General features: G+C 38.5%; 18 protein-coding genes and 3 pseudogenes. 16 read left to right on the forward strand and 5 right to left on the reverse strand.

The features are described 5' to 3' along the window. Positions 1 to 28 precede the first annotated feature (28 nt). From MHB42_RS03540 to MHB42_RS03565, 6 genes are all read left to right on the forward strand, one after another. A complete protein-coding gene (locus MHB42_RS03540; RefSeq protein WP_340804415.1) occupies positions 29 to 1,357 on the forward strand; it encodes a murein hydrolase activator EnvC family protein in 1,329 nt (442 codons plus the stop codon). Between the two features lie 144 nt (positions 1,358 to 1,501). Then, on the forward strand, positions 1,502 to 2,122 hold the full coding sequence (locus tag MHB42_RS03545) for a hypothetical protein (RefSeq protein WP_340804416.1): 621 nt from the start codon (positions 1,502 to 1,504) through the stop codon (positions 2,120 to 2,122). Then, positions 2,119 to 2,706 carry a peroxiredoxin family protein gene (locus MHB42_RS03550; protein WP_340804417.1) on the forward strand — a complete coding sequence of 196 codons (588 nt, stop codon included), beginning with the start codon at positions 2,119 to 2,121 and terminating at the stop codon, positions 2,704 to 2,706. Before MHB42_RS03545 ends, MHB42_RS03550 begins: the two co-directional genes overlap by 4 nt. Positions 2,707 to 2,918: 212 nt before the next feature. After that, the gene (locus MHB42_RS03555) at positions 2,919 to 4,361 is read left to right on the forward strand and encodes a S41 family peptidase (RefSeq protein ID WP_340804418.1); all 1,443 of its coding nucleotides are present in this window, start codon (positions 2,919 to 2,921) and stop codon (positions 4,359 to 4,361) included. Between the two features lie 98 nt (positions 4,362 to 4,459). Further along, positions 4,460 to 5,641 carry a PDZ domain-containing protein gene (locus MHB42_RS03560; protein ID WP_340804420.1) on the forward strand — a complete coding sequence of 394 codons (1,182 nt, stop codon included), beginning with the start codon at positions 4,460 to 4,462 and terminating at the stop codon, positions 5,639 to 5,641. Next, positions 5,641 to 5,862, forward strand: coding sequence for a CsbA family protein (locus MHB42_RS03565; RefSeq protein WP_340804421.1), 222 nt, complete (start codon positions 5,641 to 5,643; stop codon positions 5,860 to 5,862). The genes MHB42_RS03560 and MHB42_RS03565 overlap by 1 nt, the downstream gene beginning before the upstream one ends. 37 nt (positions 5,863 to 5,899) lie before the next feature. On the opposite strand, the gene MHB42_RS03570 is transcribed toward MHB42_RS03565, so the two are convergent. Together MHB42_RS03570 and MHB42_RS03575 are read right to left on the reverse strand one after the other, a co-directional pair. Then, positions 5,900 to 6,226 carry an AzlD domain-containing protein gene (locus MHB42_RS03570; protein ID WP_340804422.1) on the reverse strand — a complete coding sequence of 109 codons (327 nt, stop codon included), beginning with the start codon at positions 6,224 to 6,226 and terminating at the stop codon, positions 5,900 to 5,902. After that, positions 6,223 to 6,954 carry an AzlC family ABC transporter permease gene (locus MHB42_RS03575; protein WP_340804423.1) on the reverse strand — a complete coding sequence of 244 codons (732 nt, stop codon included), beginning with the start codon at positions 6,952 to 6,954 and terminating at the stop codon, positions 6,223 to 6,225. Before MHB42_RS03575 ends, MHB42_RS03570 begins: the two co-directional genes overlap by 4 nt. Before the next feature lie 124 nt (positions 6,955 to 7,078). Between MHB42_RS03575 and MHB42_RS03580 the strand changes: the two genes are divergently transcribed. The 8 genes and pseudogenes from MHB42_RS03580 to MHB42_RS03615 all read left to right on the forward strand — a co-directional run bounded on the left by MHB42_RS03580 (position 7,079) and on the right by MHB42_RS03615 (position 20,402). Next, the gene (locus tag MHB42_RS03580; RefSeq protein ID WP_340804424.1) at positions 7,079 to 7,630 is read left to right on the forward strand and encodes a helix-turn-helix domain-containing protein; all 552 of its coding nucleotides are present in this window, start codon (positions 7,079 to 7,081) and stop codon (positions 7,628 to 7,630) included. A gap of 11 nt (positions 7,631 to 7,641) precedes the next feature. Beyond that, on the forward strand, positions 7,642 to 8,280 hold the full coding sequence (locus MHB42_RS03585) for a TVP38/TMEM64 family protein (RefSeq protein ID WP_340804426.1): 639 nt from the start codon (positions 7,642 to 7,644) through the stop codon (positions 8,278 to 8,280). A 161-nt stretch (positions 8,281 to 8,441) separates the two neighbouring features. Further along, a complete protein-coding gene (gene addB, locus MHB42_RS03590; RefSeq protein WP_340804428.1) occupies positions 8,442 to 11,951 on the forward strand; it encodes a helicase-exonuclease AddAB subunit AddB in 3,510 nt (1,169 codons plus the stop codon). A gap of 1 nt (position 11,952) precedes the next feature. Continuing rightward, positions 11,953 to 13,314: pseudogene (locus tag MHB42_RS03595) on the forward strand (UvrD-helicase domain-containing protein); the annotation flags it as partial. Between the two features lie 594 nt (positions 13,315 to 13,908). Then, positions 13,909 to 15,653, forward strand: a pseudogene (gene ltrA / locus MHB42_RS03600) (group II intron reverse transcriptase/maturase). A 111-nt stretch (positions 15,654 to 15,764) separates the two neighbouring features. After that, positions 15,765 to 18,122, forward strand: a pseudogene (gene addA / locus MHB42_RS03605) (helicase-exonuclease AddAB subunit AddA); the annotation flags it as partial. 85 nt (positions 18,123 to 18,207) lie between these two features. Beyond that, positions 18,208 to 19,374 (forward strand): DUF418 domain-containing protein, encoded by a 1,167-nt coding sequence (locus tag MHB42_RS03610; RefSeq protein ID WP_340804430.1) that lies wholly within the window; start codon positions 18,208 to 18,210, stop codon positions 19,372 to 19,374. A gap of 125 nt (positions 19,375 to 19,499) precedes the next feature. Continuing rightward, positions 19,500 to 20,402 (forward strand): fumarylacetoacetate hydrolase family protein, encoded by a 903-nt coding sequence (locus tag MHB42_RS03615; RefSeq protein ID WP_340804432.1) that lies wholly within the window; start codon positions 19,500 to 19,502, stop codon positions 20,400 to 20,402. A gap of 92 nt (positions 20,403 to 20,494) precedes the next feature. On the opposite strand, the gene MHB42_RS03620 is transcribed toward MHB42_RS03615, so the two are convergent. Continuing rightward, a protein-coding gene (locus MHB42_RS03620; RefSeq protein ID WP_340808510.1) for an IS630 family transposase occupies positions 20,495 to 21,558 on the reverse strand; the annotation gives its coding sequence in 2 pieces (ribosomal slippage) (positions 20,495 to 21,034 and positions 21,037 to 21,558; 1,062 coding nt in all). A gap of 247 nt (positions 21,559 to 21,805) precedes the next feature. Between MHB42_RS03620 and MHB42_RS03625 the strand changes: the two genes are divergently transcribed. After that, a complete protein-coding gene (locus tag MHB42_RS03625) occupies positions 21,806 to 22,171 on the forward strand; it encodes a YisL family protein (RefSeq protein WP_340804433.1) in 366 nt (121 codons plus the stop codon). A gap of 187 nt (positions 22,172 to 22,358) precedes the next feature. Beyond that, positions 22,359 to 23,828, forward strand: coding sequence for an alpha-amylase family glycosyl hydrolase (locus MHB42_RS03630; RefSeq protein ID WP_340804435.1), 1,470 nt, complete (start codon positions 22,359 to 22,361; stop codon positions 23,826 to 23,828). Positions 23,829 to 23,873: 45 nt separating this feature from the next. Here MHB42_RS03630 and MHB42_RS03635 read toward each other — a convergent pair whose 3' ends face one another. Both MHB42_RS03635 and MHB42_RS03640 read right to left on the reverse strand, forming a co-directional pair. Continuing rightward, positions 23,874 to 24,731, reverse strand: coding sequence for a DegV family protein (locus MHB42_RS03635; protein WP_340804436.1), 858 nt, complete (start codon positions 24,729 to 24,731; stop codon positions 23,874 to 23,876). A gap of 49 nt (positions 24,732 to 24,780) precedes the next feature. Continuing rightward, positions 24,781 to 25,590, reverse strand: a complete 810-nt coding sequence (locus MHB42_RS03640) for a Cof-type HAD-IIB family hydrolase (protein WP_340804437.1) — start codon at positions 25,588 to 25,590, stop codon at positions 24,781 to 24,783. Positions 25,591 to 25,704: the final 114 nt, after the last annotated feature.

The raw sequence follows: 25,704 nt of genomic DNA on the forward strand, positions 1-25,704 counted from the left end.
GAAGAATAGTTGAAAGGGAGTTCGATCGGTGAAAAGTAAGGCGAAGAACATATGGAAAACATTTGCAGCGACATCTGCTCTATTTCTTTTTATCCAGACTCCATCAGCGTATGCAACAAGTTTGTCGGATTTAAAGGAAGAAAAAAACCAAATTGAAACAAAGAAAAATGAATTAAATTCATCTATTAGCAATAAGTCGAATGCAATTTCTGCTAATCAGGAAAAGCAACAAAAAATCTTAGACCAAATTCAAGCATTAAATGCTGAAATCGACAAAACAAATAGCAATATTAAAAATGTAGAAGCTGAAATTCATACAACAAATGAAGAAATTAAAAAATTAAAAGCATCCATTCAAGAGCTTTTACGTAAAATTGAAGAGCGTGATTTACTGTTAGAAGAGCGTGCTCGTGCCCTTCAAGCAGGCGGCTCCGTTAGCTATTTAGACGTATTATTAGGCTCTAATAGCTTCGTAGACTTTATTGATCGATTTTCCGCAGTTAATGCATTACTAGAAGCGGATCGTCAAATTATTCAAGATCAAAAAGACGATAAGCAGCAATTAGAGGAGCAAAAGCAGAGTGTGGAAGAAAAGCGTCAAAAATTAGAAGGTCAAAAAGCTGAGCTTGAACGTTTAAAAGCATCATTAAATGGTCAAAAGGCTGAGAAAAACAGCTTGGTTGAGCAATTAGAAAAAGAACAAGAAAAGCTGAAATCTGAAAAGGTATTACTTGAAAAAGAATATTCTGAAGCATTAGAAGTTAGTCAAGAATTACAAAATCAAATTGTTGCTGAGCAAAAGCGTTTAGCTGAAATTGCTCGTCAACAGGAAGAAAAACGTAAAGCAGCCGCGGCAGCCGCTGCCGCAGCGGCTGCTAGAAATGCTAGCAGTGGTTCAAGCAGTTCATCCGGTTCATCTAATGTGATTGTAAATGCACCTCAATCAAACGGCACTTGGATTAAGCCAACAAATGGTCGTTTAACATCACCTTATGGTTGGCGTAATATTGGTGCAGGCCCTGAATTCCATTATGGTGTAGACCTTGCCAATGCAGCAGGAACACCGATTTGGGCAGCAGCAGATGGTGTCGTTTCTTATGCAGCACCACTTAGCTCTTATGGCAATGTTGTTATTTTAACGCATTCCATCGATGGACAAATTTATACAACAGTATATGCACATCTAAGTTCATTTAATGTAGGTGTGGGACAAGAGGTAACACAAGGTCAGCAAATTGCAGCGATGGGTAGCACAGGTCGCTCTACTGGCCCTCACTTACACTTTGAGGTGCATATTGGCCCATGGAGAGGTCAAGCTGCTGGTAGTGTAAACCCACTAAAATATATTCCATTGTAAAATGAAAAAGCTATACATTAGCGCGCTAATGTATAGCTTTTTTGTGTGGATTCTGACTATTTTTTGAACACAGTGTGAAATCCTCATATGCTAAACTATATCTATGCTATGCTGTAGCTATCTTTTAAGAGAGGATTTGTTGGTGTGATTAATACAGAATGGTATACGGTTCGAGCACTAACATTACCAGCAACAGCAATCGCTTTGCTTTGCGCCTTTGTACTTGTATGGCTTATATTGCGTTTACAGTTTTCTAAGAAAATGTCTGAACAATATGCTGATGCCATTTTTACGTTTATTCTTGTATGGAAATTTAGCTTACTTGTAACCGATTTCAAAGCAGTCATTGCCCAACCTATTTCTTTATTATATTTTAATGGAGGAACAATAGGCATTTTTCTTGGTGTTTTAGCAGCATCATGGCAAGTATGGCGCAAGCGAGATAAGGCGTTTGAGATAAAAGCATATAGCTGGTCAATAATATTGACACAGTCCATTTATCAATGGTTAGTGATTTTATTGAATGATAATCCTGTGAAAAGTGAAGTAATTACATTAACAGTGCTAAGCTTATTAACTCTCTTCATATTATGGAAATTAACAGCATTGAAGCAGGCACTATTGCTGTATACAGTCGGCTTTATCATTGTTGCCCTTTTTCAACCATTAGGGGTGTGGCAAACGGCTGTCGGCGTTAACCTGTTATTACTTTGTCTTGGAATTGCTATTCAATATAAGCAGCACGATGTGGGAGGGAAAGCATGAAAAAAAATATTGGGCTATTAATTGTTGTGCTTTTAGTAGTTGCGATGGTTGGTACATATGTTAAACAGCAAATTGATGAGGAGCGTGCTATTGATAAGTCTGCTCTTGGGAAGGATATGGAGGAGCGCAACATCGGCTTGGCAAATGGCGACACACCGCCAGATTTTACATTAACAAGCTTGGATGGAAAAGATATAACATTAAGTGATCTTCGTGGGAAAAAGGTTGTATTAAATTTTTGGGCAACTTGGTGTCCACCATGTAAAGCCGAAATGCCACATATGCAAAGCTTTTATGATGAATTTGCTGAAGAAAAAAATGTTGAAATTATAGCGGTTAATTTAACATCAGAGGAGCGTGATGTGACAGCTGATGCCAAGGTAGATACGGTGATGACGTTTAGAGATAGCTTTGAACTAACATTCCCAATTTTATTAGACCCTGATAATTTAGTAGGCTCTGATTATCAAATTATTACTATTCCAACAACATATTTTATTGATACGAACGGCTATATTCAACGTGCTATTAAAGGACCGATGGATGTTGATATGCTAAAAGATTATGTCGATGCACTCGATTAATTCATAACAATCTGCTCGCTTTCTCTATTAGAAGCGAGCAGATTTTTTATTAAAAGGCAGGATACCCGCGAATCAGGGACGAATACTCGCAAACCGAGAGTAGATACCCGCGAAGCCAGAACAAATACCCGCACAGCTAAAATAATCCTCATACAATTTTGTATGTTTGAAAAAATAGAGTCATACAGTAAAAGAGATGGAGGAGGGAAGGTTTGCGCAAAATAACAGCTGGAGTCGGAGTGCTGATTAGTAGTTTAGTGGTAGGCAGTGGTATTTATTTTGATTGGTTTACGCTTGGCGATAAAGAAGAGCCTGTTACGGAGGTTGATACTATTGATGAAGCGATGACATTAATCGAAGAAAAATCTGTATACAGCACAAAGAAGGATGTTCTAGTAGAAGGGGCACTTCGTGGGATGGCTGATGCCATTAAGGACCCTTATAGCACCTACTACTCGAAAGAAGAGGCTGAGCAGCATCGGCAAATGCTAGCTGAGGAGAGGGTAGGCATTGGTATTGAGTTAACAGAAAATAAAGGGAAATTTATTGTTGTGTCCCCTGTGCGTTCATCGCCAGCAGAGAAGGCAGGCATGCGCTCGCTTGATGAAATTGTACAAGTTGATAGTGTGCGTGTGGATGGCAAAACAATGAGTGAATTAATGCATTTAATTCAAGGTGAGAAGGGCACAAAGGTAACGATTGTCGTTTATAGACCAAGCGAGGATAAGCATATTAAAATGACGATGGAACGTGCTGCTATCTCTAATAAAACCGTATCAAGTGAGGTTGTAAAAGTAGAGGATACAGCGCTTGGCTATGTGGAAATCTCACTTTTTGGTGAAAAGACGGCAAATGAATGGGTTGCTGAAACAAGTAAATTACTGCGCAAAGATGTTGAGGGAATTATTATCGATGTGCGTGATAATCCAGGTGGGTATTTACATAGCGTTGCAGCGCTACTAAGCACAGTCTTAGAAAATGGCAAGGTATTTGCATATATGCAAAATGCAGAGGGTGCTATGGAACCTTTGAAAACACAAACAAAAGGCTTTGATGAAAAATATTTAGAAACAATGAATAAAATTCCAATTGTTGTGTTACAAAATCAGGGCAGTGCGTCAGCTAGTGAAGTATTAAGTGGTGCTTTAAAGGGCTGGGGGCGCGCTTCACTTGTTGGTGTTAAAAGCTTTGGTAAAGGAACAGTGCAGGAATCTTGGTCACTTTCGAATGGGGGCGAGCTAAAATTATCAACAAATAAATGGCTCACACCAAAGCGAGAGTGGATTCATGGGCAGGGAATTGAGGCAAGCTTAGTGATTGAACAAAATGAATTATTTGCTTTCCAGCTACATCCATTAACAGGAAAATTTAAAGTAGGTGATATGAGTGAGGAAATTGCCTATTCACAAAATGCCTTGCAAAAGCTTGGCTATCAAATTGATCGTTTAGATGGGTATATGGATGATACAACGGCTGAGGCTGTGACCCTATATCGCAAGCAGAAAAAATTAGAACAGGCAGAAGATGAGTTTTCTATGGATACAACTTTTTTTAATAGTTTAAATGAAACATTAAAAAATTATAAGGCAGACCGTCAAAATGACCAACAATTCCAAATGGCTACTAGTTTTTTATTGCATACAATTGAGCAATAACAACAAAAATGCCTTTCTATCAGTTTGTACTACGCAAGACTGTAGTCGTTTGATACAATAAATTTATAGCATTTAAGATAGAAACGGCGGGTGTTCGTATGGTTAGTGATATATTCATAGAAATTGTAACAGCGATTGGCCGCTTTTTACTCAACCCATTATTATATATAGCCACTATATTTGCTATTTTATTAGGGTATCGTCGTGTCAAACAGGAGCGTAAATATTTTCATAGACGGATTATTTGGGGCTGGACGGAGTTAATTGGGCAATGGAAAGAAGGCTGGCTGTATGCACTGATTATTTCCATCATTAGTATTGCAGCAGGGCTAACTGTGCCGAAAGTATTTTTAATAGTGTTAATCGTTATCTCGGTGGTTGCACTTATCTTGTATTGTGTAAATGCACTATCGCCTATTTTGACAATAGGCATTGCAACAGCTATAGTATGGGCAATGTTCTACTACAATTTTACATTTTCTTGGTGGAAGATTTCCTTAGAGGGCATCGATGTAATGGAAGGAGCCATTGTAGCGATTACTATTCTTGCAGGCTTAAGTGTGATTGCGGAAGGGCTTCTTATTCGACGAGCAGCACTAAAGGTTGCCACACCCTGCGTTGAAAAAACAAAAAGAGGTATGCAGGCAATTGTCTATCGCACAAGAAATGTATGGGTGTTGCCAATTCTCTTTGTCATGCCAGGTGATAGGATTGTGGCAGCATTGCCATATTGGCCACAATTTACAATTGGTGAGAACAGCTTTGCTCTTGTGTTATTTCCTCTTGTTATCGGGTTTTCAAAGCTTATCAGAAAAAATTTACCAGCTTTAGTATTACCTAAAATTGGACGTTCGGTATTATTGCTAGGGCAGTTAATTTTAATTGGTGGATTGGCGGCTTACTTTGAGCCATTGATTGCCTTGGTTACATTGGCACTTGGAGCGATTATTCGTATTAGTATCTCCATGTATTATGCATGGCAGGATAAGACGGATCATTATGCGGTAGCACCAAGTACAAAGGGGGCAGTAATTGCAGCGGTTCTTCCTGATTCACCAGCTGAAAAAATGGGCTTGCTTGCTGGGGAATGTATACGCAAAGTAAATGGAGTAGCTATTTTTACAGAAAATGAGTTGTATGAAGCATTGCAATTAAATGCAGCACATTGTCGTTTAGAAGTGTTAGATCGTAACAATGAAATTCGTTTAACACAGCATGTTATTTATAGTAATGACCATTATCGTATTGGATTATTATTAGCTGAGCCGAGGGATGTATAATGGACGTTTTTGGGAAAATGATGCTAGCACTCTTTATTCCTGCATTGCTTGTGTTATTGTTTACAAGAATTACGTATAACCGCTATATTGCATTAGTATTAGCCATTGCGCTAATCGCAGCTTCAGTCTATGCAGGTTATACATCCCCACCCATTATTTTTGTTATAGATGCCTTCTCATTAACAGTTGGTTTTTGGCTAGCCAGTAAAATGAGGAAATAAAAAGGTCAGTCCTATCTTCGTGATGGGACTGACCTTTTTACATAAAGAATCGCACTACTGCCATAATTATAACGCCTGCGACAACTGTAATGGATAAGCTTTTGGTAACAAGGGCAATAATTAGGGTAGGCACAAATGTTACAAAAATAGGCCAATCAAGTGTTACGACTTTGCCGCTTTCGGTATCCAATAAGTTTTCGATAACAAGAGCGCTTAAAATACACACAGGAATAAAGCTAAGCCATTTAAGAACAACGTCTGGCAGTGTAACACTACGTACAAATATAAATGGAATGACACGCGGTAGCCATGTAACAACTGCACAGCCAATAATAAGCCATACCATATAAGAGGTTGTTGTCATTTATCCGTCACCACCCCAATTGTTGCAACAATGACTGTTGCTAATAGTACCGCTACATGGGAAGGAACGATATAGGAGAGACCGTACATAATGAGTGCCATATAGCCAATTAACTTAATATAGTGCATAATTTTGCTTTGTCCGATACTGCTCAATTGTAAAACTAACAGTGCAATAAACATCGCAATTAACGCAAAGTCCAATCCCCATTTTTCAGGATTTGCTACCCATTGCCCTAAAAAAGCACCTGCAAGGCAGGACAAAATCCAAAAAATATAGGCTGTTACATTCAAGCCATCCATCCATTTGCCATATAATTTACCTGTTTGCATTTGTTTTGTCACAGCTACCCCAAAGGTTTCGTCTGTTAATAATGTTCCGAACCCAACATTTCTTAGCATAGAATAGCGTGTAAAATGAGGTGCTAATGTTAAACTCATTAATAAATGGCGTAAATTAACGACAAAAATGGTTACAATAATAGCAGAAGCAGGGCTGCTTGTTAAAAGCAATGCACAAAAGATAAATTGCGCAGACCCTGCATAAACGAGAATCGTTAGCAGTGCAATTTCAAGCACGGATAGCCCTGAAGCGGAACCTACAACACCAAATGCAAGTCCTATACTAATATAACCGAGCAAAGTAGGAATACAATCCTTAACACCTTGTAAAAAGCTATCGTTAAGGGAGCTTGCCGTATCGTGGTGCGGCTCTGTTGTACTTGTCATAAAATAGGTCATCCTTTCTTAAAAAATCAATGTATACTATTGATAGAATAGTTTGATAGTTAGATGTGTTTATTAAAGTATACATTTGTCTGATAAAATAAACAATAGAGATTGGTGAATAACAATGGAACAAATGAGTCGAAACTTAGCCTTCCAATTAAAAAGAATTCGACAGCAGCGTCATGTCAGCTTAGATGATGTAGCAAAGGCAACAGGTGTTAGTAAGGCACAGCTTGCTCAAATTGAAAAGGGTGAGGCAAATCCCACTGTATCAACGATTTGGAAAATTGCCGCGGGTATGCGTATTTCTTTTTCTTCTTTACTACAGCCACCAACAGCTCATTACACACGTTATAGTAGCAAGGATGCACCACATGTGGATGAGGATGAGGGGCGTTATCGTGTATATTCGATTATCCCCTATAGTCCTGAGAGGGGCTGGGAATTTTATAAGGTTGAAATGGAACCTGGAGCAGTAAGCAGGAGTGAAGCTCATACAGAAGGGGTAGAGGAAACTGTAATCGTTATTAAAGGACAAGCTATGATTTCTGCTGGAGATATGCATGAATTACTGGATGAAGGGGATACACTAGTATTCTCAGGGCATCAACCTCATGAGTATCGAAATACAGCAGAAGGGCTAACTATTTTACATTTAATTTTACAGTATAAATAGAGGTGTCAATAGTGAGTGAATGGTTTACTGTAGAAAATATAGAACAAATTGCGGCACAGTATCGAACACTAGGTCCAATTATTGGTTTATTGCTACCGTTTCTAGAAGCATTTTTACCATTTCTACCATTAGTGGTGTTTGTTGTTGCCAATGCAAGTGCATTTGGATTATGGATAGGGTTTTTATTATCTTGGTTAGGCTCTGTAGCAGGGTCCTATGTGGTATTTTTGCTTGTCCGTCGTTTTGGGAAGCATCCAAAGTTGCGATTTTTAACAGGCGGTAAAAAGGTACAGAAGCTTATTCAATGGGTGGATATGAATGGTCTTAGCCCTCTGTTCGTTCTGCTATGTTTTCCTTTTACACCATCTGTTATTGTTAATATTGTCGCAGGACTGTCCCATATTCATAAAAAGTTTTACTTAATCGTTTTATTAGCTGGAAAGTTTGTCATGATTTTAGGAATGAGTGTACTTGGCTATGATTTAAAATCATTACTAACAAGTCCTGTAAGATTGGTAATTGCAGCTGTTGCGATTGTGATTTTATGGTGGGTAGGCAAGTTGATGGAGAAGCGTTTGAATGCTCGTGTTGAACGAGATTTGCGACAAGCGCGAAATTTGCCAAAAAAACAAGATAAACATGCAAGTTAATAGTTGATGTACAGGTCTCTTTTTCGCGAAGAGGCCACTTTTATTTAATAAAGCTTGCTAGATAGTATTTCATAGCTTTTTTCGATAAAATTTAAGATAGCTATTCAAAAGTAATCAAGCCGCTCAATAATGTAATCAACAATCAAAAGGGGGAAAAGCTCATGACATTGCGTATTGTTTCGGGGCGTTCGGGAACAGGGAAATCAGCTTTTATTTATAAGGAAATTGTCGAGCAATTAAAGACAGACCCATTAGGTCATCCTATTTTTATAATCGTTCCTGACCAAATGTCCTATTCTACAGAATATGAACTAACAAATAAGCATGACGTACAAGGCTTAATTCGGGCACAGGTCATGACATTTAAACGCTTAGCATGGCTTGTGTTACAGGAAACAGGCGGGATTGCTCGTAAAGAGGTAAATGGCTATGGCTATCGCATGCTAATTCGTAAATTATTAGAGGAACAACAAAGCGAATTCTCCTTATTCCGACAAGCTGCTGGTAAGCGTGGCTTTACAGAGGAAATTGAAACACTACTAAAAGAATTTAGCCGATATAGTGTCAATAGCGCTGTTTTAGAGGAAGTAACAGCATCTTTAAAGGTGATTGATGCGCCTCATACATTACAGGCTAAAACAAATGATTTACATGTTGTTTTGCAGGCATTAGAGGAGCGACTTGGAACAACCTATGTGGATAGTGAAGGCTATTATCCAATTTTAACAGAGCAATTAAAATATGCTGATACAATGAAGCAGGCAACGATTTATATTGATGGTTTTACTGCCTTTACTGTGCGGGAGCTAGAGCTTGTGCGTGAATTATTAAAGGTGACAAAGCAAGTAACAGTTGTGCTGCCATTTGATCATATAGATGAGGCATTTGATGAGCAAGCCTTATTTCATGAGGCGGCATTAACCAATCAACGGCTTCATGATATTGCCAAGGAGGAGGGCATTGAAGTTGATGCGCCTATCCATTTTCATCATACAAGACGATTTTATTCCAATGATTTACAGCATATAGAGGCAAGATTTGCTGATATAGTGCCACAAACAAAAAAAACCTCAGGAGATGTACAGGTATTTGAGGCATCTAATCGTCGAGCAGAGGTGCATGCCATTGCCCGGGAAATAACAAAGCTAACAAGAGAAGATGGCTATCGTTATCAAGATATTGTATTACTATATCGCCAAGCAGAGTTATATGATCCATTGATTACCAGTATTTTTCAGCAATATGAAATTCCTATTTTTACAAATACAAAAAAGACGATGTTGCATCATCCATTAATTGAGCTAAGTCGTTCTGCATTGGAGGTTATAACATCTAATTGGAAATATGAGCCTGTTTTTCGAAGTGTCAAAACAGATTTATTTTTCCCATTACATGCGGAACTAACAGTATGGCGTGAACGTGCTGATCGTTTAGAAAATTATTGCTTAGCACAGGGCATTTATGGAGAACGTTGGTTTGAGGAGCCGCGTTGGTTTTATAAAAAATATCGTGGCTTAGAGTTTCATTCGCGTGTACAAACGGATGAGGAACGAGCAATGCAGATAGAAATCGAGGCGATTCGCGATGAAATCCGTCAACCATTAAAAAATCTACAAAATCAACTTGAACAAGTACAAACAGGTCGAGCAATAGCAACAGCATTATTTGAATTTATGGAGGCATTACAAGTTTATGATAAGCTTCAAGCCTTGAAGGGTCGTGAGCTTGAACGAGGCGATGCATTAGCAGCAAGTGAGCATGAGCAGGCATGGCAGGAATGGGTAGCTGTGCTGGATCAATTTGTTTATATGTTTGGTGAGCAGGAGATGTCTGTACAGGAAGCCGCTAAAATTTTAGATGAAGGCTTCGATACATTAGAATTTTCAAGAATTCCGCCTACACTAGATGAAGTGATGGTGGCAACTGTGGATTTAGCCCGATTATCCAATATAAAAATAGCTTTTGTTGTAGGCATGAATGATGGTGTATATCCAACTCGAATGGAGTATGAGGGCTTATTATCAGATACAGAGCGTGAATGGTTTAGTCAAATTGGCTATGAGCTTGCGCCGACATCTACAAATCGCTTATTGCAGGAAAATTTCCTATTTTATCGTGCTGTGACAACACCATCCGATAAGCTTTATATGACATACCCTACAGCAGATGAAGAAGGCAAGGCATTGTTAGCCTCCATCTATATAAAAAAAATAATTGGCAACGCTAGCACACCTGGATTATTAAGTGATGTTGCTGTGGAACGTGTTGTTATGGACCCAATTGAATTATTGGCTGGTGATGTTTTACCATATTTACGTCATCCACGTACAGCCTTAGCGCATTTAATGGTGCAGCTGCGTCAGGCTGAGCATAGTCGTGAACTAGCACCAGAATGGCTAGCATTGCAAAAATTTTATAAGCAAGACCCATATTGGGCACTAATTTTTGAACGTGTACGTTATCCAATTACACATAAAAATAAGGCGGAGCCGCTAGAAGCTTATATTACACAGGAGCTATATGGGCAAAAGCTCACATCGAGTGTTTCACGTATTGAAAAATATTTTAGATGTCCATTCTCTCATTTCACAACATATGGGCTGCGCTTAGAGGAACGTGCTGAATATCGTTTAGAAACCTTTGCAATAGGCGATCTATTCCATGAGGCTTTAAAGTGGATTACAGAGGAAACACATCGTCAGCAGCTATCATGGATACGCTTAACAAAGCAGCAAATTCAACAATTAGCACGTCAAGCTGTAGAGCAAATTGTGCCTGTATTTTCGCATCAAATTTTACTATCGAGTGCGCGTTATCGTTATATTCAACGCAAGCTGATTCGTATTGTGGAACGAACAATGACAGCACTCACACAGCATGCCAATGTTTCGCATTTTAAGCCGATTGCCATTGAGGCATCATTCGGACCAGGACAAAATGAGCAGCTACCACCGCTTGAAATTGATTTATCTGGTGGTAAGAAAATGTTTATGCGAGGACGTATTGATCGAGTGGATAGTGCAACAATTGATAATCGCTCGTATTTACGTATCGTTGATTATAAATCATCCGCTCGTGATTTGGACTTAAATGAAGTTTATTATGGATTATCTCTACAAGTGTTAACATATCTAGATGTGGCAATGGAAAATAGCTCCTATTGGCTATCAGATGATACAGAGCCAGCTGGTGTGTTATATGTCCATGTCCACAATCCGATGCTAAAGCTTGATAAAGATTTAACAGATAGCGAAATAGAGGAAGATCGTTTAAAGCAATATAAAATGAAAGGTCTGCTTTCTGAAAATGCTGAGGCTATTTTATCAATGGATGAACAGCTAGAGGAAAAGAGCGGACATTCTAAAATTATTCCTGTTTATATGAAAAAAGATGGGACACCCTCTGCGTCACAATCACGTATCGTTGCTGTTAATGATATGAAAAATCTACAGCACTTTGTACGACGCAAGCATCAGGAAGCGGGGAATGGTATTTTAGCTGGCGATACAGACATTAGCCCATATAAATTAAAAACAAAAACAGCCTGTGATTATTGTCAATTTGCCGCGGTTTGTCAGTTTGATCCAACTGATGGAAAGCAAAGCTACCGCCAGTTAGTACAGGCAAACCCGAATGAAATTGTTGATAAAATTCGGAAGGAGATGGAGTAATATGGGACAAACAATTCCTGTAAAGCCAGCAGATGTTACATGGACGGATGATCAATGGAAGGCGATTTATGCCAGCGGTCAGGATACGCTTGTATCGGCTGCAGCAGGGTCTGGGAAAACAGCGGTACTGATTAATCGAATGATTGAAAAAGTAATTGCTACCGAAAATCCGATTAATGTAGATGAGCTGCTTGTTGTAACCTTTACGAATGCATCGGCTGCTGAAATGCGTCATCGGATGGCAGAGGCATTGGAAAAGGCCATCGAAAAAAATCCGACCTCTCAGCATTTACGACGCCAGCTTAGCCTTGTCAATAAAGCACAGATTTCAACATTGCATTCCTTCTGTTTAGCCATTGTGAAGCAATATGCTTATTTGCTTGATATTGATCCAGGCTTTCGGATTGCCAATGAAGCTGAAATTGCTTTATTAAGAGATGATACGTTAGCAGAGGTGCTAGAAGCAGCGTATGATGTTGAGGATGAGGCACAAGTGCAAGCCGTTTATCGCCTTGTTGATAGCTTTACCTCAGATCGTGATGACCAAGCGATTGAAACGCTGATTAGTAAGCTTTATGATACTTCTCGTGTCCATGCAGAGCCGCAAAAATGGCTACGGAGCTTGCCACAAGCCTATGATTTAGCTGAGGATATTACAATTGATGATTTAGCGCTATCGCAATACGTTAAATTGACTGTTCGCCATAGTTTAGAGGAAGCCTTTGTTCTTATTTCAGAAATGCGCGAGCTTACATTGCAGCCAGCCGGGCCAGCACCATATGCAGAAACGGCTGAAATTGATTTTGCTATGATTCAAGAAGGGATTCGCATTAGTCAGGATGGTACATGGCAGGAGCTATTTGATTACTTTGCAACGGTAAAATGGTCTACATTAAAGCGAGTATCCAAGGATGCTTTAGTTGATGCAGAGCTACAGGAGCTTGCCAAGAAAAAGCGAGATGCTGCTAAAAAAATTATCAACAATATTAAAGAAACCTATTTTGTTCGCACACCAGCACGCTTGCTTGAGGAAATAAGGTTAATGGCTCCAACAATTACAACCTTGGTAGAATTAACAACTGCTTTTAGCGAGCAATTCAGGCTGGCAAAGCTAGAGCGGGGTATTATCGACTTTTCAGATTTAGAGCATTATGCACTGCAAATTTTAACAGTGGAGGTTGACGGTAAGCTACAGCCCTCTCCAGTAGCATTAGATATGCAAAAGCGCTTTAAAGAAGTGCTTGTAGACGAATATCAGGACGTGAATTTATTACAGGAAACAATTTTACAGCTTGTAAAAACAGGTGACGAGCAGGATGGCAATCTGTTTATGGTTGGCGATGTGAAACAGAGCATTGTGCGCCCATAAGGGTATTGTATACTTCACCATTTGGCGGTGAATAAACTACAGAAACGGTTTATATATCAGCCGACTTATCTTGGCGGGAAACCAAAGAGGGAGTGTAGCATGTCGGTTAAAGTCATAAGTTAGCCTAAACGGAAAGGCTACGACTGAATGGCGAGATATAAAAAATTCATATGAGGAAGAAGGCTAAACTGCTTGAAGAACAGTCCGAGTGGGGTCATGTTGGAACCATCTAGGAAACCGTTTGAAACCTAGAATCTATTCTGTTCAGCGTATTAAATGCTTGCGGCTGAACATGGACGAGCGCTATATATTGAGGCGTAGTCTAGTTTCTGATTGACGAAAGAATAGACACACTTCAAGAGTGAAGAAAAGGATGAACGTTCCTTCCGACAATGAATTGAGCCTGTATACAATATACTAAATGGGGATTACCTAAGTTGGAATGCCATTAGGCTATGTACAAAGGTACTGAATATCCAATATGGTAACGGAGCTCTCGTAGTAGTCTGAGATAGGGAAAGCCTATTACATGGCGAAGGGGAGCAGCTTATAACGTATAAAACAATAAAGAAAGGAGCGAAATGCTCTATGCAAAGTTCAGAAATTGTCTTATACAATCTATCGAAACAAGCAATGAAGGACGGTTTTCAAATTGACCGTCTGTACAGACATTTATACAACGAAGATTTTTATATAAAAGCCTATACAAAGATATATAAAAATAAAGGTAGTGCAACAAAAGGTATCGACGAAGAAACAGCAGATGGATTTGGTGAAGAAAAGATTCAAGCAATTATTGAATCATTAAAAGATGAAAGCTATCAACCAAAGTCTGTACGTCGCATTCATATCCCAAAAAAGAATGGTGATACAAGACCACTTGGTATCCCTACATTTACAGACCGTTTAGTACAAGAGGTTTGTCGTATGCTTTTAGAAGCAATCTATGAGCCAAATTTTTCAAATCATTCACATGGTTTTAGACCGAGAAGAAGTTGTCATACAGCATTAGTTGAAATTAAGAAAACCTTTACGGGTGTAAACTGGTTCATTGAAGGTGACATAAAAGGATTTTTCGATAACATTAATCATCAAGTGCTCATCAATATTTTGCGTAAACGAATCAAAGATGAAAAGTTTATTCGTCTTATGTGGAAATTCCTAAAAGCAGGATTCGTTGAAGATTGGCGATTTCAGAAAACGTACAGTGGAACTCCACAGGGCGGAATTATCAGTCCATTACTCGCAAATATTTATTTAAATGAATTTGATGAATATGTCGAAAATGAATTAAAACCTTCATTTGACTTAGGAGAACCAAAAAAGCGCAAACGAAATACAGAATACCGAAAATATGATATGCGTAACCAACGTTTGCATAAAAAGATTAATGCGACAGAAGATGAAAATTTACGACAACAGATGATTGAAGAATATAAGGCGAATAAAAAAATATTGCTTGATATACCGTACTATGAACCAAATACCGATACGTATAAAGCAATGAAATATGTGCGTTATGCAGATGATTTTATTGTTGGTGTAAATGGTAGTAAAGAGGATTGTGACCGCTTAAAACAAGCAATGAAAGACTTCTTGAAAGACTGTTTACAACTCGAATTATCAGAAGAAAAAACACTCATTACACATAATACAAAGTTTGCAAGATTTTTAAGCTACGATATTTCGATTAGCCATGATTTAAGTATGGCGAAAGACAAAAACGGTGTAGTAAAACGTAAATATAAAGGATATGTACAATTACGCATTCCTAAAGGAACGATTGAAAAAGTAATTGTGAAAAATAAAATGGTCAAAGATATTGATGCGAAACAATGGGATATGTTGCATCGACCTAGATTAGTTGGACTTTCTGCTTTAGAAATCATCGAAACATATAATGCAGAACTGCGTGGCTTGTATAATTATTATGCGCTAGCAGAAAATGTAAGTGAAAAAATGTGGCAATTGCGCTATGTGATGGAATATAGCTGTCTGAAAACACTTGCGAATAAATACAAATCCACAGTTTCAAAAATGAAGGTTAAGTTTAGGCAAGGCAAGTACTGGGGAGTGAAGTATGAAACAAAGCAAGGGGAAAGAATAGCCTATTTCTATAAAGATGGTTTTGAAAAGAAGAAAGAAATCTTCCAATCAGAAATAGACCAACTACCAAATTTATATGTATATCAAGACAGAAATGATTTAGAAAAACGACTTAGTGCAAAACAATGCGAATTATATGGAGACAGTCAGGCTCGATACTCGCTAAACAAAGAAAAACACTAGTCGTATGTGATAAATGTCATAAAGAAATTCATAAACAAAGATAGATTTGTTATAAGTGGAGAGCCGTATACTCTGAGAGGAGTACGTACGGTTCGGGGAGGGGTTCTCGGAAACCTACTACAGCAATGTAGCAAGGCGCTGGGTTCCTACTCTACTATCGATTCCGTTTAGCTGAACCAAAGCTTTTTATGCGAAAATATAGTGAATTTGTGGACATGCCTACAGAAACGGGGATGCGTATCGACTTAAACGCAAATTTCCGAAGTCGTAAAGAGGTGCTCAATGCTACAAATTATATTTTTGCACAAATAATGAGTGAGCGTGTTGGCGAAATTTTATACGATGATAATGCATCATTAAAGCCAGCAGCACCTTATGATCATCAGGAAATTCCTGTTGAGCTTGCAGTGCTACATCCTCCACAGGAGGAGGATGCAGAAGAGGCTGAGGAAATTACAAATGAGGCTACTGAGCTAGAGGAGCTTAAAAAGTCACAGTATGAGGCACGCTTTATTATTAAGCGTATCCAGCAAATGATGGCAGAGGGTACAACTGTTTATGATACAAAAACAAAGACAGAGCGGCCGTTGAAATATAGTGATATTGTCATTTTAATGCGCTCAATGACATGGTCGACTGATTTAGTGGAGGAATTTAAGCTGGCAGGTATCCCGTTATATGCGGAGTCCTCCAAAGGTTATTTTGATGCACTTGAAGTAATGATTATGTTAAATGTGCTAAAGATTGTTGACAATCCCTATCAAGATATTCCATTAGCTTCTGTTTTGCGTGCGCCTTTTGTTGGCTTAACAGAAAATGAGCTAGCTAAAATTCGTTTAGCTGACCCTAAAGTGCCTTTTTATGATGCATTACGACAGTTTATTCGCAGTGAGGGGCATGGTGTACAGACTATTACGTTTGAGAAACTACAACGTTTTATGTTAGCTTTTGAGAATTGGCGAGATTTAGCACGCCGTGGCTCATTATCAGATTTAATTTGGAAGATTTATTTAGATACCCATTATTATGAAATGGTTGGCGCGATGCCAAATGGCAAGCAGCGGCAGGCGAATTTACGTATCTTACATGATCGTGCATTAATGTACGAGCAAACGGCCTTTCGAGGATTATTCCGCTTTTTACGCTTTATTGACCGAATGCGTACACGTGGAGATGATTTAGGGACAGCCAAATCCATTGGTGAAAAGGATGATGTTGTACGACTTGTAACCATTCACTCTTCAAAAGGATTGGAATATCCAGTAGTCTTTGTAGCAGGAATGGGACGTCCATTTAATAAGATGGATTTTCATCAGCCGTATTTATTTGACCAAGATTTTGGCTTAGCTGTAAAGGCGATTGATCCAGACAATCGGATTATGTATACATCACTGCCTTTTTTAGCATTAAAGGAGAAAAAGGAGCTTGAAATGCGCGCAGAGGAAATGCGTGTTTTATATGTAGCGATGACACGTGCCAAGGAACGGCTCATTTTAGTAGGTTCCGTGAAAAATTGGGATAAAACACGTGATCGCTGGCAGGAGGCACAAAGCTTGCCACTAGATGCACCGCTACAGGAATATTTGCGTGCTAGAGCTAATAGTTATTTGGATTGGATTGGACCAGCCGTGGCAAGGCATGCGGATTTTGCCTCAGTCGCTACATCCTCATATAAGGCATTGGAGAATCATTCACATTGGTCGGTACAAGCGATTGATACAAGCCAGTATTCATATGAAATAGAGGTATTAGAGGATGAGGTAGAGCAGCTGCTGGCAATGCCAGAAGATCAGGCATTATTATCTGAAATAACGACACGCTTCCAAGCACAATATGCCTATCAAAAATCAACAAGAAAACGCTCAAAAACATCTGTTAGTGAAATTAAACGCTTAGAAAATTTACAGCGTCAGGAAGAGCCTGAATTTTACTTTGCAGCACCTGCTAAGCAGACTACGACTTCCATTGCACCACGACCATCATTTTTACAGGAGCAGCAGCTAACTGGTGCTGAGATAGGGACGGCTGTCCATACAGTTATGCAGCACGTTCCGCAGCATGGCTTCCATCATCTTGAGGACGTGAAAAGCTTTGTGGCGGATTTAGTGGCAAAACAGCTTTTAACAGAAGCTGAGGGAGCAATTGTTCCAATAGCAAAGGTTTTTCATTTCTTTACTACGGATATTGGGCAACGCTTTCAGCAGGCAAAGCAAATACGGAGGGAGATGCCGTTTACAATTAGTCGAGTCGACGAAGATGGCGATGCGCAAATTGTGCAGGGGATTATTGATTGCTTATTTGAGGATCAGTATGGTCATTGGGTGTTACTCGATTATAAAACGGACCGTATTCAACCGCATTTTGCTAAGGAGCCTGCACTCTCAAAAGAAATGCTAGAGCGTTATGCGGTGCAGCTTCGTGTTTATAGCGAGGCAATTGAAGCAATTTTGCATATAACAGTAAGTGATAAAATATTATATTTATTTGATAATGGACAAACCGTACAGGCATAAAAAGATGTAGGGAGGATACAAGCAGAGCGCTCTAGCTATTGGCTCTGCTTGTGTCATTGTTTAGATGACAGAGGAGGTTTATTTTGTGGAGTTAAAACCAACAATGTTGCAGGAACGAATTGCAGCATTAGATATTTTACGAGGTGTTAGCTTGGTAGGTATTTTACTCGTAAATATGTTTGCTTTTTATTTACCGATGCCCCATATTGATTTGGCATCGTGGTTTACTGCACCATCTGATATTGTTTGGCAGCAAAACTTAGATATTTATGTGCAAGGTAGTTTTTATCCATTATTTGCAATGCTATTTGGGTATGGACTTGCAATGCAATGGCAAAAGGCACAGAGCCGCGCACAAAACTTTTATACACTAGGGCTTCGAAGGCTTGCCATATTATTTGCTTTTGGTGTTATCCATGCTGTGCTCATTTGGTGGGGCGATATTTTAATGATGTATGCCTTTTGTGGTGTTTTTTTAGTGCTTTTACTACGATTACGTCCTATTTGGTTAATATCCATTGCTTTTATCATTAATGGTCTTATGCAAGCTGTGATGCTGTTTGCTCTAGGCTTTCTGACTGTTAATGGAGAGGTGGATAATTATTTAAATATTGTAGCTGTCGAAAATGCTATTACGGCTTATGGTACAGGCAGTTGGGGAGATGCCTTGCTGCAGCGCTTAACAGATTTATCTGTTCAAGCAGGAATAGGAATGTGGTTTATGGCATTGTTCACCATCTTACCATATATGCTAGTTGGTGCAGCTGCCTCAAAGTGGCAGCTTGTAGAACGAGCAAAAGAACAAAAATGGCTATGGCTAACACTCGCAATAGCTGGTTTGGCTATTGGAATTGCTGTTAAAAGCTTACCGATTATGTTTACACGTACGTATTTATTTGATTATTTGAAGGTGTACATAGGTGGTCCAGTGCTTTCAGTGGGCTATGCGGCTGTGATTGTCTTGCTATGCTTAGCGCCAGTTGTACCAAAGCTGCTTCGGCCTTTTGCAAATATTGGACGTATGTCGTTAACAATGTATATTATGCAATCTATTATTGGCACTTGCCTATTCTATCAATTTGGCTTTGGCTGGTATGGGAAGGTTAGCGTTGCTACAGGTGTATTAATTGCCACTGGGATTATTATCGTGCAAATGATTATAGCTGAAATTTGGTTATCGAAATGGAAGCAAGGACCGTTAGAGGCACTATGGCGTAAATTAATCTATAGACAAAAAGTGAAAATGCATTAATATATGTTATTTCCTATGCATAATCTATGAAGAATATAGCAACTTATAAAATTATTGTCGCAAAAATAAAGCAATTTCTATCATATTGTTGTATTATGTAGAAAAAAGAAGGAGCTCTTAAAATCATGAAAATTTTATCATTCAAATTAGGTGGACATGTAAGCTTTGGACCAAAAGTAAAAAAAGAAGAAGCGGTATGGGATGTACTGGCTATTCAAAATGAACTTCAAGTTCTCCCTTCTTTTTCAAGTTCAATTGTAGATGGCGTAGCTTTAGGCTTTGATTTCGTTGAACAGATTCGTAAATTAGTAGAGGCAGCTGAAAAATCAGATCGCGCTGATAGTTTCAAGCATGAATTCACAGAGATTGAATGGCTTTCACCAATTCCACGTACACCGAAAAATATTATGTGTGTTGGTAAAAACTACAATGAGCATGCAAAGGAAATGGGTGCAGAGGCAGCACCAACGGAGTTAATGGTATTTACAAAATCACCAACTGCTATTGCAGCAGATGAGCAAACATTATCAATTCATGCTGAGCTTTCCTCAAAAATGGATTATGAGGGTGAGCTTGCAGTTGTTATTGGTAAGCGTGGTAAAAATATTCCAAAAAACTTAGCCTATGATTATGTATTTGGCTATACAATTGCTAATGATATAACAGCTCGTGACCTACAGGAAAAGCATCAACAATTTTTCCTAGGAAAAAGCCTAGATGGCACATGCCCTCTTGGACCATATCTTGTGACGAAGGATGAGATTCCAAATCCACAAGATTTAACAGTTGTAACAAAGGTGAATGACGAAGTACGTCAAAATGGCTCTACAAAGGATATGATATTCTCTGTTGAAACATTAGTATCGATTTTATCTCAACATGTGACATTAGAGCCAGGCGATGTTATTTTAACAGGTACGCCAGCAGGAGTAGGTAAAGGCATGAACCCGCCTCAATTCTTAAAGGCTGGGGATACAGTAAAAGTATCTATCCAAGGCATTGGTACATTAGTCAATCATTTTGAATAGAAGCATAAATCCGCGTGAGTACAATACTCCGCGGATTTTTATATGGACAACTTTATATGAGAATTTTAATATATATATACGGTGAAAGAAAATTAGAGTTTCAAGCACAGCCTATTCACCGTATTTTCAGGTGTTTGATTAATCATTTGGATAAAGCCTTGGACAGCACGTTGAATCTTTCCGACATTTGAGTAAAAGACATTGTGGATCACCGTTGTCTTCATCCATTTCCACAGTCCTTCGATTAAATTTAAATTGGGACTGTACGGCGGAAGGAACAGAAATTCAAAGAAATCTTGATACTTTTCTAAAAATGGTTGAATCAATTTCGCATGGTGTATGCGCGCATTGTCTAATACCATCACGATGCGTTCATTCGGATAACGAGCGATGACTTTTTCTAAAAAACTTAGGAATTCAACAGCGGTATATTGTTCTTCTTGCACGCAAAATACATCGCCCGTTTCGTAATCCAATGTACCAATTAGCTTAACCCCTTGATGTCGGCCATATGTTGGAATGATTTTTTGTTGACCTTTAAGAAACCACGTGTTGGAAATCGCTTGGTAATCACGGATCATTGACTCGTCTTCAAATAAAATACGATCAATTTGACCATGAATTAGTTTTTTTTCGCCTGTTCAAATTTTTCAAGGAAAACTGCTTGTTTGAGGGGGTCTGCTTTTTCCAATGTATACGTTGGTTTCGTATAACTTAAACCAAGACGGTACAATAAATCACGTGTCCCACGTACAGAAAAAGACACACCAAATGTTCGCTCAATCCAATCGCGAAGAAGAGGCGCTGTCCAGTTCATTTCAACGGGAAAACCAGCATCTTTAGGCGTTTGGTTGACAATTGTCGCGACGACTCGTGCTTCTTGTTCAGCCGTTAAATGACGCTTTCGACCAGGTTGTTTTTTACGTCCAAGTCCAGCGATCCCTTTTTCACAATAAGCTTTGCGATAATTGAACAGCGTCGCTAAAGAAAGACCTGTATAGTCGACAATTTTTTCATACGATTCGCCGGAAAGTAACATATAAATCACTTGGTAGCGAACGAACATTTTATGATTGTTTTCTTCTTTCATGACAAGCTTTAATTCTTCTAAAGCAGCAGGAATTTGTTCTTCAGGAATTAGGACAATTTTACGCATCATTTTTCTCCGTTTCATATCTATTAAGAATAGTATACAGGAAAACGAAGAAAAAGAGTGTAAGTCTAAAAGTTAATCACCTTATATATAGTAATATTAAAATTGACTGATTATGAGCGAAGCAAGTAAAAAAGGAAGTGTTGGTCTATTTGTTCGTCTATTTTGTGAACGCTATTGTAACATTTGAAACCCTTTCCACCGCATGGTAGGATAGAGTTTGATAGAAAAAGAATGAGGTGGGACAAACATGAGCTTTTTAACAAGCCAAACACATTTGCATATTACTACGTGGGTAGTGGCGATTGTTATCTTTTTAATTGCAGCGCTTATGGGCAAGCAATCAAAAGGCTTACATATGGCATTACGTCTATTCTACGTATTAATTATCATCACAGGTGCAGCATTATTTTTCAAATATCAGGCGGCTGACCCAATGCTGTATGGTCTGAAATTTTTATTTGGTATTTTAGTAATTGGTATGATGGAAATGGTATTAGTGCGTCAAAAGAAAAATAAACCAACAGGGATTTTTTGGATTTTATTTGCAGTATTCTTATTTATTACACTGTTCCTAGGTTTTAAATTACCAATGAACTTTAATTTCCTAGCATAATAATTAGTAAAAGTCGTGAGTTGCTTACTTCACGGCTTTTATTTTGGTTAAAAAGAGCAATATTTAGACTGACACCTTTTTGCCGTAATTCATTTTGCAATTGTGGAAAATCTTTTGAAATGATAGCGACGTGCCAGTGTTATTTGGTAAAATGACGATGGATTGGTTTGAAAGAGAGGGAATAATAGTGAAATTCAAGAAGTGGATAAGTGCAACAGCTGCATCACTTTTATTAGCAACTTCATTCATAAGTCTAGCACCAGTAGCCTATGCGGATGAAGCAGCAACAAAATCGATTGCGGAAGAAAGTATCTTTGATTTACTCGTTGACCGTTTCTTTAATGGTTCAGGCTCAAACGATTTTGATACAAATACGAAAGACCCTGAAGAATTTGCAGGCGGCGATTTTACAGGCTTACAAGATAAATTGAATTTTATCGGTGAAATGGGCTATACCATTGTTTCAATTGGCCCTATTTTTTCAACAGAAAAATATGATGGTTCATTGCCAACAAGCTATACAACACTTGAACGTCATTTTGGGACATCAGAGGAATTCCAAAGTGTTGTAGAGGCTTACAAAGCAAAAAATATGTCTATGATGGTAGATTTTCCGCTTAATAATGTTAGTCCAAATCATGAATGGGTAAAGGATGCAACAAAGGCTGACTGGATTGCTTCGACTAATAATGGACAAGTACAGTGGGATTTAACGAATAAAGATGTGCAAGATGCACTTATACAAGCAGCAACTGAATTTGTGTCTTCATATAATATTGGTGGTATACGTTTAACTAATATTGCTGAGGCTGACACAGCGTTTATTAATGCAATGATAGCAGCTTTGAAAGAAACAAAATCATCCCTTTATGTCATTAGTAATGAAGAAAGTGATGCGAATTTTGATGCAGCTTTCTCACAAGCAACGGCAGATATTTATCGTAATATCTTTAAAAATGTTGATATGGATTCATCGAAGCTAATGGAGCCATTTACAGGGGATAAGCCTGTCCAAATTATGATTGATTCATTGGACACACACCGTTTTACATTTGATTCTGCAAATGAAAATATGTTTCCGCCTACACGTTTAAAAATGGCAATGGGAGCTTTATTTATGTTGCCGGGGATTCCTGTTGTGCAATATGGTACTGAAATTGCTATGAATGGGGAAACAAAGCCCGATACACACCAGCTCTATAACTTTAAAACAGATACGGAGTTGATTGATTATATTAAAAATGTTCAATCATTACGCAATCAATCGGCTACTTTACGTAAAGGCGATTTTGAGGTTATTACAAATGAAGATGGTCTGCTTGTTTTTACACGTACATCAGATGAAGAGCAATGGGTTATTATGGTCAACAATACAGGTGCAACACAGCGCGTTGATTTAACACCTGAACAACTTGGCGAAGGTAAAATGTTAAACGGGATTTTACACGAGGAAAAGGTTCGTTTAAATGAAAAAGAGGTATATCCTGTTATTTTAGACAGAGAAATGGTCGAGATTTATCAGGTTCGTAATGATAGTGGCTTTAATATTCCGTATATGATTGCACTTGGCTTAGTATGGGTAATCTTTATTGGCTTTATCGTTATTATTATTAAGCGAGGAAAAGTACGTCGTCAAGCGACAGATACACATGCATAAAAAAGGCATGTTAGGTATAAGAATGATGCCTAACATGCTTTTTCATTAGCCTTGATAGTCTTTATTTGTAAAGAAGATGGCAATCGTGCCTGGCCCTACATGTGAACCGATAACAGAACCAATCATTGTAACTTGAATAGCCTTAGGTGAAAAACGTTCCTGAATAGCTGCTTTTACTTCATTAGCAAAGGCTATATCATCACTATGGCTAATGCCAATAATTTTATCCGTAAAGCTGCCACCACGCTCTTGCATAATATCTAACATACGTGCAAGTGCTTTTTTTCGGCCACGTGATTTCTCAATTGGTACAAGCTTGCCATCCTCTACATTTAGAATAGGTTTAATGCTAAGCAGTCCGCCTAAAAATGCACTTGCCTTTGATAAACGGCCACCCTTTGCTAGGTAGTCTAAATCTTCTACTGTAAATAAATGCTCTATCTGAGGGGCAAGTGCAGTAATTTTTGCCTCCATCTCCTCTAAGGTAGCTCCTGCGTTGCGTAGATGAACAGCCTCTTCCACCACAAGACCATGTCCTAGGGAAGCACATTTAGAGTCGATAATCGTTAGCTTTAATGACGGATATTCCTCCAGCAATTGCTTGCGAATCATTTGAGCGGTGCTATAGGTGCCTGAGAGTTCTGATGAAAAGGCGATATAGATTCCTTCTTCATTGTTTTTAGCAAGGCTTTCAAAGTGCTGTAAAAAAAGCTCTGGTGATACTTGTGATGTCTTTGGATGTGCACCATGCCGTATAGCATCATAAATTTCTTTTGAATCGATGGAAAGAACATCTTCATATTCTTGGTTGTTCAATTGCACTCGTAAAGGGAATAGCACAACATCATTTTCCTCATAGTAGGACTTTGGTAAATCACAGCCACTATCTGTAAATATTTTCATTTCTTGTCCCCCTCGTTTTCAACATCTTTAACTTGAACTTACTACTTCACTATGATAATTTCAAGCGCTCCATGAGTATTTTTGCAATACCATCATCATTATTTGTTGAAGTGATTTCATTTGCAATATTTTTAAGACTTGAAATACCATTGCCCATTGCCACACCAAGTCCAGCATATTCAATCATTTCTAAATCATTATCTTCATCACCAAATGCGATAATGCGCTCACGTGGAATGCCTAAATCCTTTGCCACATGTGCAATACCTACCGCTTTATTTAAGCCACGACGTACGATTTCAATAATATGCAGCGGTGCACCCCAGCGACGGTGTTCAATCACCTCTGCATGGACAGCTTGTAAATGATCACGGATAATCGCTGAATTGGCTTCATTTGCTTGAATGAGCAAGCTTGTTGGATTTTCTTGAAGGTGTGTATATAAATCGCCAAGTGTAATTTTAGGATTTCCCATATTAAAAATATTTAAGATACGATCATTTTCTGTGTGTACATAAATATCATCTTTTACCTCAGCGATAATGTTTTCATATTCATAATGATGAATGGAATCTACAACATCATGTACAACACTTAAGTCAATCGGTGTGTGCATATGCTGCCAAGATATATTTTTGGGATGATGAACATAAGCACCATTAAAATTGACAATAGGTGTTGAGAGCCCAAGCTCGTGATAGTAAATATCACTTGCGCGATATGGGCGACCTGTTGCAATCATTACTTGATGCCCTTTTTCCTTTGCCTGCAATAATGTTTTTTTCGTTTGCGCTGAAATTTGTTGCTGGTCTGTTAATAATGTACCATCTAGGTCTAATACGATTAAATGCGGTTTCATAGCTTGTTGCCCCTTTCCTATAGTTTGAATAGTATCGTTTTGCGGTGCATTCGTCAAAATTTTGTCACGTAGAAAAAAGTTTGTTACCATAAAGATGAGATAAAAGTTGGGAGT

This window comes from Lysinibacillus sp. FSL K6-0232 (genome assembly GCF_038008325.1).
Lineage (GTDB): Bacteria > Bacillota > Bacilli > Bacillales_A > Planococcaceae > Lysinibacillus.

Excerpts from the sequence above, each read along its gene's own strand:
- MHB42_RS03550 (WP_340804417.1), top strand. The coding sequence starts at position 2,119 with ATGAAAAAAAATATTGGGCTATTAATTGTTGTGCTTTTAGTAGTTGCG.
- MHB42_RS03560 (WP_340804420.1), top strand. The coding sequence starts at position 4,460 with ATGGTTAGTGATATATTCATAGAAATTGTAACAGCGATTGGCCGCTTT.
- MHB42_RS03565 (WP_340804421.1), top strand. The coding sequence starts at position 5,641 with ATGGACGTTTTTGGGAAAATGATGCTAGCACTCTTTATTCCTGCATTG.
- MHB42_RS03570 (WP_340804422.1), bottom strand. The coding sequence starts at position 6,226 with ATGACAACAACCTCTTATATGGTATGGCTTATTATTGGCTGTGCAGTT.
- MHB42_RS03575 (WP_340804423.1), bottom strand. The coding sequence starts at position 6,954 with ATGACAAGTACAACAGAGCCGCACCACGATACGGCAAGCTCCCTTAAC.
- MHB42_RS03580 (WP_340804424.1), top strand. The coding sequence starts at position 7,079 with ATGGAACAAATGAGTCGAAACTTAGCCTTCCAATTAAAAAGAATTCGA.
- addB (WP_340804428.1), top strand. The coding sequence starts at position 8,442 with ATGACATTGCGTATTGTTTCGGGGCGTTCGGGAACAGGGAAATCAGCT.
- MHB42_RS03615 (WP_340804432.1), top strand. The coding sequence starts at position 19,500 with ATGAAAATTTTATCATTCAAATTAGGTGGACATGTAAGCTTTGGACCA.
- MHB42_RS03625 (WP_340804433.1), top strand. The coding sequence starts at position 21,806 with ATGAGCTTTTTAACAAGCCAAACACATTTGCATATTACTACGTGGGTA.
- MHB42_RS03635 (WP_340804436.1), bottom strand. The coding sequence starts at position 24,731 with ATGAAAATATTTACAGATAGTGGCTGTGATTTACCAAAGTCCTACTAT.
- MHB42_RS03640 (WP_340804437.1), bottom strand. The coding sequence starts at position 25,590 with ATGAAACCGCATTTAATCGTATTAGACCTAGATGGTACATTATTAACA.